This window comes from Streptomyces sp. NPDC048415, assembly GCF_040651675.1.
GTDB lineage: Bacteria > Actinomycetota > Actinomycetes > Streptomycetales > Streptomycetaceae > Streptomyces.
Map to the genome: position 1 here is coordinate 1 of NZ_JBEZKJ010000183.1, position 7,108 is coordinate 7,108.

Here is a 7,108-nt window from a genome sequence, read left to right on the forward strand (position 1 = left end):
GGCTGGTTGGCCGGGACGGGCCGGTGGACCACCGACGGCCGCCGGGCTCTGGCGGCCGTCGACCGGGGCAAGGCCGTCCGCACCGGTCGCCTGATCGCACGTACTCCTGGTCGTCGTGGCGGACGCACCCCTTGCCGTGGCGGATGTGGGCCTTGTCGTGGCGGGTGTGGGCGTCATCGCGCATCCGCCTCCGCAGCGGTGGCCGTCGGCGCGTCACGTGCCAGTGCCCACCAGGCGCCGAGGCCGAGGCACACGGCCGTCAGGACGGTGGAGGGTCCGCCGATGTCGGAGTAGAGGAAATCCACGACGTGCCACAACAGCAGCCCGCAGGCCGCGATGGCGCAGTCCCGGGCGCGTCCCGCCCGCCGCAGCCGCCGCAGAGCGCAGACCAGCAGGGCCAGCCAACTGCCCGCCACCGTGAGCAGGCCGAGCAGGCCCTGCTCGCTGAGGACCAGCAGGTACATGTTGTGCGGAGAGAGCAGGGGCTGGCGTCGGAAGACCCGGCCCGCTCCCTCCGTGTCACTGCCCGACGACAGCGCGAGTGAGGCGTGCCCGTCCCGGTGTTCGGGGAAGGCCTTCAAGCCCACACCCGTCACGGGGTGCCCGCGCCACGTGTCGGCCGCCGCCGCCCACAGGGTGTAACGGTCGACGACCGACTGGTCCGGTGCGGCGGTGACCTTGGTGATGCTGGTCAGCCGCTCCTGCAGCACCGCGGTGCCGATGCCGAGCCCGCCCACCAGCACCACCGAGGCCGCGACCACCGCCGCGAACAGCTTCGCCGCCCGCCGCAGGCCGGCCATCAGCAGCTGCGCCCCGCATGCCGCGGCCGTGGCGAGCCAGGCACCCCGGCTGAAGGACACCGCGAGGGGCACGAGGAGCGCGAGCGCGCATACCGCCGCCACAGCCCGCTGCTGCCGCCCGTGTGCCCCGAGGGCGAGACCCGTCGCCACCACCAGTCCGAACGCGACGACCGTCGCCATCCCCATCACGTCGGTCGCCCCGAACGTGCCCACCGCCCGGATGTAGGCCCCCTGATACGAGGCCCCGGTTCCGGTGAGGTACTGATACACCCCGACCGTGCCCTGCCACAGTGCGAGCCCGACCAGCGACCAGAGCACCAGCCGGGCGCCGCGCCGGTCCCGCACCAGCAGCATCACCGCGACCGGGACGAGCACGAACAACTGCAGATAGCGGGCCAGTCCCGTGAGGGCATCGCCGGGCGTCGCCGCCCCGCTCGCGGCGACCGCGATGCCCACCACCGGCAGCCCGAGTACGACCGCGGCCGTCCGCGTCAGCGGGCGCCGCGCCTGCCGCGCGGTGTGAACGACGGCCCACAGCACGACCAGCCCCGAGGCCGCGTCAGCGGGTGTGGCCCTGCTGTCCGGTGCGACCGGCAGCCCCAGTAGGACGATGACCGCCACAACGGGCAGCACGGACAGGACGGAGCCGGCCCGGCGCAGCGCCGGCAGCGGCAGCACCAGCGGGGGCGAGGCTGCCGAGGGAGTGGTCACCGGTGCTCAGCTCCCCGTCGGCCGTACGAACAGGGCCGCAGTGCGCACCAGGATGCAGACGTCCTGCCACAGCGACCAGTTGTCGATGTAGGCGTTGTCGAAGCGGCACCGATCCTCGATCGACGTATCGCCACGCAGCCCTTGGATCTGGGCCAGTCCGGTGATCCCGGTCCGCATCCGGTGGCGCGCCGGGTAGCCCGGATAGACCTGGCTGAACTTGGTGACGAAGTAAGGCCGTTCGGGTCTCGGTCCGACGAGGCTCATATCGCCGCGGAAGACGTTCCACAGCTGGAGCAGCTCGTCCAGCGAGGTGCGGCGCAGGAAGTGGCAGAAGCGGCTTATGTCCTGCTGGTCCGCCACGCTCCAGCGGGTCGCGGCCTCGTGCGCGCTGGCGGGCCGGTGGGTGCGGAACTTCAGCATCGTGAACGCCCGGCCGTCTTTGCCGATCCGCTCCTGCCGGAACACCACGCCCGGCCCGTCGACAACCCTCAACACGGCCGCGCACACCAGCAGCACCGGGCTGACGAGCAGCAGGAGAGAGCCGGAGAGGACCACGTCAAGCATCCGCTTGCCCACACTGTCGCGCCACTGGCCGGCGCCCGGAGACAGCAACCTGCGGGAGAAACCCGCGAGGTGCCCCGCCCGCGCACGCCGCCCGCGCGGGTCGTACGACAGCGAGTCCGCGTCGAGCTCCCACAGCACGCATCCGAGCGCGGCGAGCTCCCGCAGCAAGGAGGCCTTGCGCACACGGGTCGCGGGCCCCACGACGAGCACCGTCTCCACGCCGTTCTGGATGAGCGCGCGATGCGCCTCCTCACCCGTGGTGAGGACCGGCAGCGCGGGCCCGTCGCCCGAATCGGGGACGGAGTCCGGGGCGTCGGCGACGATACCCACCGGCCGCACTCCGCAGCCCGGGCAGCGCTGCAACGCGGCCGCGACACGCATGGCCGCCTGGACCGGACCCACCATCAGAGCAGGACGTGGCCGGTGCTGCAGCGCCCTGCGGCGGCGCCCGTGCACCGCTCCGCGGCCCGCGCAGGCCACCAGGCAGTGCACGGCGCACGCGGTGACGAGCACGGTCATCGGCAGCGCCCGCAGCGGGGAGAGTGCCGCGACGACCGCCCAGCCGACGATGACCCGCCCGCAGACGGCGGGCAGTTCGTCGAGCACGCCGGGGACGACCGAGGTGTCGTACAACAGGGCCTGTCGGTTCAGGCCGATCACGCACAGACCCAGGAAGGCGATGAGCAACAGGTACCTCTGAGCCCCCGGCACGACCAGGGCGCCCGCCAGGGTGCCGCTGCCGTCGACGATCAGCAAGGGCGTCCAGGAGGTCCGCCGCGGACGACGGGATCCACGTCCGGAGGGCAGCCCGCGCCCGGCGGCGGCGCCGGGCGGGTCGAGGACGGAGACGGCGCGCCCCGCTGTCCGAGGCTGCCCGGCAGGAGAGGGAACGGTGCTTTCCGCAGTCATGTGGTGATGGACTCCCTGCTCTGGTTGGGTACGACGACCGGCGTGGTGGCAACGCCGAGCAGTTCGCGGTACACGTCGATCACTGCACCCGTGACGTGCTGTACGTCGTGGGCGGCGAGCACGTGGGCGCGGCCCTGTGCACCCAGCGCCGCGCGCAGCGGCGCGCGGCGCAGCAGCGCCGTCAGTGCCCGCGCCAGCGCGTCGGAGTCCTCCGGCGGCACCAGGCAGTACGGCAAATGGCCGGGCGGCAGGCTCTCGCGCGCTCCGTCCACGTCCGTGACGAGGACCGGCCGGGCGCACGCCATGGCCTCCAGGGGGACGAGCGCCATGCCCTCCCAGCGGGACGGCAGGACCACGACGTCGGCGGCCCGGTACCAGGGGGCGGCGTCGAGTGCCGCGCCGGCGAACTCCACCGACGCTGGCGCACCGCAGTGCAGTCGGTCCGCGTCCGGACCGTCGCCGACCAGCACCAGTCGGGCGGCGGGCATCTGCCGCACGACGGCGGGCCAGGCCTCCAGGAGCACGTCCTGGCCCTTCTGGCGGCACAGCCGTCCCACGCACACGACGAGTGGACCCGCTCCGGACCGAGCACTGGCCCCCTCCGGGCGGAACCTGCACGTGTCAACGCCGTTGGGGACCACGCGCCACTGGGCGGTGATGCCACACTGTTCCCCGGTACGCCGTTCCGCCTCGCTCACGCACAGGACACGCGCCGCCCACCGCGCCCCGAACCGCTCCCACCACAGAGCCCCTTGGGCCATGACTCCGTCCACGGCCTCGAACGACCACGCGTGCGGCTGAAAGACGGTCGGGACCCGGCCGCGCACCGCGAGCCGCGCTGCGAGCCCCGCCTTGGCACTGTGCGCGTGCACCACGTCAGGCCGCACGTCGCGCAGAAGCCGCGCCAGCCGCCGTACCTCGCCCGGGAGCTGATGCCCCGGTGCCCGGGTCGCGTCCCAGGGGAGCACCCTGCAGCCCACCGCGCGCAGTGCGTCCGTCAGCGTGCCGCCTCGCGGGCAGGCCACGGTGACGCGCAGCCCCGCGGCGAGCTGTGCCGCCGCCAGATCCGTCACGAGCCCGGCGACACCGCCCTCGACCGGCTGAGTGACGTGCAGGACGTGCGGCCCGCGTGCAGCGGACGGCGTCGCATGGTGCGGGACGGGTCCGAGGGGAATGCGCATGACCGAGGCTTCCCTTCCGAAGAAAGATTCCGAATCCGGCCCAAGATGTGCGGTCGCACATGCGATATAAAATGCGCCGGATTCGGGAGGCAACGGTAGCCGCATCTCCGTATTTGTCTGCGAACCCGTCAACTGTGTCGGAATGGCGTCCTTCCTCTGGGGCTATTTTTCACGCGAGATCACCCGATTGGAGTCGCGGTGAGGTGTGATCCCGGGCGGCCGTCCGTTTGGCGGGGTCGTGCTCCATTCGGGGCGACGGGCCAAAAGGGCCACTCACCAGCGTGTCGCGGGCGTGGTATGCCGGTTTGGGAGTGGTCATATGATCTGAAACTCGCGCGCGGGGAACACCCATGCGTGTACTGTCCACATGGCGCATCGCCACTCCGGCCCTTTCCGCGGCACTCGCACGTGGTGGTGACCGGCCTCGTGAACGTTTCCGCCGTCACATTGCTCGCCAGCGGGCCCTGCCCGCACCGGATCTGCCTGGCCCTGCCGCTCTCCCGATACCGGGACTGGCGCCAACGGGTCCATTCGTATGAGTTCCTGGAACTGTCGGCGACAGGGTTTCCAGAAACCTCCACTCTCGTTAGGCCAGGAGAAGTGAGACCGAGTCTCTCGCGACGTCTGAAGAAAGAAGCACTCTCTGGCGACCGCGGGTTACGGAAGACGAGTTACGAAAGAAAGGCACACGATGAAGACTCTGAAGGCTGCCGCCGTTGTTGCCGGCTCCCTTGCCATCGCCGGCGTCGCCGTGCCCGCCGTCGCGGCGGACATGCCGGCGCAGGGCCTCCTGGACAGCGGAAAGATGGTCGCGAGCGGCGTCCCCACGGCGGCCAAGGTGTCGACGGGCTACGTGGGCAACGACGTTCAGCAGGTGGCGCAGAGTGTGAAGGACGGTGTGAAGCAGTCGGGAGTCGTGAAGACCCCTGTCGGCAGCAACCTGCCGAAGCCCGCCCTGCCGAAGCCCGCCCTGCCGGGCTCCGTCGACGGCCGACTGCTCGGTGGGCTTCCGGTCGGCAAGTAGGCAATCAAGAAGGCAATGCCGGGAAGCCCACGCCAGCCACGCCTTCGCAGAAGACCGATGCCACCTCAGCGATGACTTCGCCGCCCATGGGTTCGACGATTCGGGTCGGCCACGGCACCTCTAGACCGTGGTCTGCAGCGCGTCGTCGCCGGTCAGCGGGGCGGGGTGGCCGTGGGCACGGGAACGGCCGCCACGATCATGATCGTCTGTGACAACAGATCTGGACGCGGCGGCCGTGGAGGCCGCTGTAGCGCACGAGGTGTGGCGGGACGGCTTCGGGGAGGCGATAGGGCTGGTGGCGGCCCTTTCCCGCGGCGGGAGACGCGGCAGACCTTCGCCGAGATGACCGAGGCCCTGCTCCTCGGCGTGGTCGGGTGAACCGCTGGACGCTCGCGGAGAGGCACTCGGGCACCGGGGCCGCACCGACTACTGCACTTCCTGGCTCGCGCGGTGGGGGACCACGACGCGCCGCCCGGGACCGGATCGCCCGCCGGGGCGCCAGGCCAACTCGCCGACGGACAGGCGGCGTTGGTCGGGGACGAGACCGCGAGGAGAAGTTTTCCACCGACGCGGCAGACGCCGCCCGCCGGCACTCCGGCGCGCTCGACGGGATCGGCCTGTGCCAGGTCACCGTCCACCTCACCTACGCAAGCAGGGCGTGGCACGCCCTGACCGGCCGGGCCCTGTACCTGACCCGGAACTGGACGACGGACGACGAGCGCCGCGAGCTGACCGGCCTGCCGTACGAGCCGGCCCTCGCCACCAAGCCGTAGCGGCCCGCCGCGATGCTCACCGGCGCCCGCAAGGCCGGCCTCACGGCCGGTGGGTGGCCGCCGACGAGGGTCTACGGCGGACGCGAACGCCCACCGGGTGGACACCCCGGCCGGGCGCGTGGCCGCCACGGCGCTCCCGGCCAAACTGCCCCGCCGGGCCTGGCAGCGGCAGCAGACCGGGCACCGCGCGGCACCAGGGCGACCGCCACTACGACTGGGCGATGATCGCCGTCATGGCGGACGACAACACCCCACCCGGCCACGACGCCGGGCACAGCCTCCCGCTGGTCCGCCTCCACCGCTACCACCGCTACACCCGCGAACTGCCCTCTACCGCCGCCACGCCGGTCGCCCTGGCCGACCTGGTGGTCGTGGTCTGCGTCAGGTGGCGGATCGAAGAGGACATCCGCGCCGCCAAGCCCTGACCGGGCTGGACGAGGGACGGGTGACCTGCTGGAACTCCTGGATGCGCTGGAGCCTGATCAGCCTGATCAGGCTGGTCGCGGCCGCGCTGCCGGCCGCCGCCCTGCCCGCACCCCACCGCGACCTGGCGCACACCCTGCACTGGTCCCCCTGGGGTCGCCGCCATCAGCTGCGCCGCCGCCTGCACCGCTGCTGGAGCGAAGTCACCGCAGCCCTCCACCACATGACCACCGCCCAGCAAAGATCACGAACTGCAGCCGCCGTATTGGTTCCGCATTCGTCGGAGCCGACCTTCGGCATATGCGCGGAGTGCAACCGCCATTTCGAGGGGACTGCGATCGCCTGCGCGCGCTGGGCCAAATGGACGATTCAGGATGCCCTTGAGCGGCAGAGCGTCGTTAGTTCCATTGGAATGACCTCGATTAGTGCATCGGGGTCTTCCGCTGCGGAGTTGGCCATCTCTCGAGGTGGCGCATCCGTCGGCGTCGGCCGCTTTGCGGCGCGTCGGCAGGAATGCCGTAGGCGGAAGGGCGCCTTTCCCTCCTTGTTGGCGCGCCCTCTCGACCGGCGCCATTCCTGCCGGCCTTCGTCGGTCGCCTCCTGCCCGCGGGGCCTGTCTGCATCTGACGCAGACAGGCCCCGCGGGCTTCCGTGGAACTCAGCAGAACTCAGCGCTCCATCGCTGCAACGAAGGGCGCGGAAAAGCCGATGGCGGCCCGCCGG

At 71.7% G+C, this 7,108-nt stretch carries 6 protein-coding genes; 3 read left to right on the plus strand and 3 right to left on the minus strand.

Translation table 11 applies throughout. The features are described from left to right. Positions 1 to 173: 173 nt before the first annotated feature. The 3 genes from AB0D27_RS44735 to AB0D27_RS44745 are packed head-to-tail and all read right to left on the minus strand — an operon-like array spanning position 174 to position 4,165. Complete coding sequence (locus AB0D27_RS44735; protein WP_362521264.1) at positions 174 to 1,481, minus strand: O-antigen ligase family protein; 1,308 nt, start codon at positions 1,479 to 1,481, stop codon at positions 174 to 176. A gap of 36 nt (positions 1,482 to 1,517) precedes the next feature. Then, on the minus strand, positions 1,518 to 2,984 hold the full coding sequence (locus AB0D27_RS44740) for an exopolysaccharide biosynthesis polyprenyl glycosylphosphotransferase (protein WP_362521253.1): 1,467 nt from the start codon (positions 2,982 to 2,984) through the stop codon (positions 1,518 to 1,520). Next, a complete protein-coding gene (locus AB0D27_RS44745; protein WP_362521256.1) occupies positions 2,981 to 4,165 on the minus strand; it encodes a glycosyltransferase in 1,185 nt (394 codons plus the stop codon). The genes AB0D27_RS44740 and AB0D27_RS44745 overlap by 4 nt, the downstream gene beginning before the upstream one ends. 691 nt (positions 4,166 to 4,856) lie before the next feature. Between AB0D27_RS44745 and AB0D27_RS44750 the strand changes: the two genes are divergently transcribed. From AB0D27_RS44750 to AB0D27_RS44760, 3 genes are all read left to right on the plus strand, one after another. Further along, on the plus strand, positions 4,857 to 5,189 hold the full coding sequence (locus tag AB0D27_RS44750; protein ID WP_362521258.1) for a hypothetical protein: 333 nt from the start codon (positions 4,857 to 4,859) through the stop codon (positions 5,187 to 5,189). 374 nt (positions 5,190 to 5,563) lie between these two features. After that, the gene (locus AB0D27_RS44755) at positions 5,564 to 5,962 is read left to right on the plus strand and encodes a transposase (protein ID WP_362521260.1); all 399 of its coding nucleotides are present in this window, start codon (positions 5,564 to 5,566) and stop codon (positions 5,960 to 5,962) included. 221 nt (positions 5,963 to 6,183) lie between these two features. Continuing rightward, a complete protein-coding gene (locus tag AB0D27_RS44760) occupies positions 6,184 to 6,387 on the plus strand; it encodes a hypothetical protein (protein ID WP_362521262.1) in 204 nt (67 codons plus the stop codon). The last annotated feature ends 721 nt before the right edge of the window (positions 6,388 to 7,108 follow it).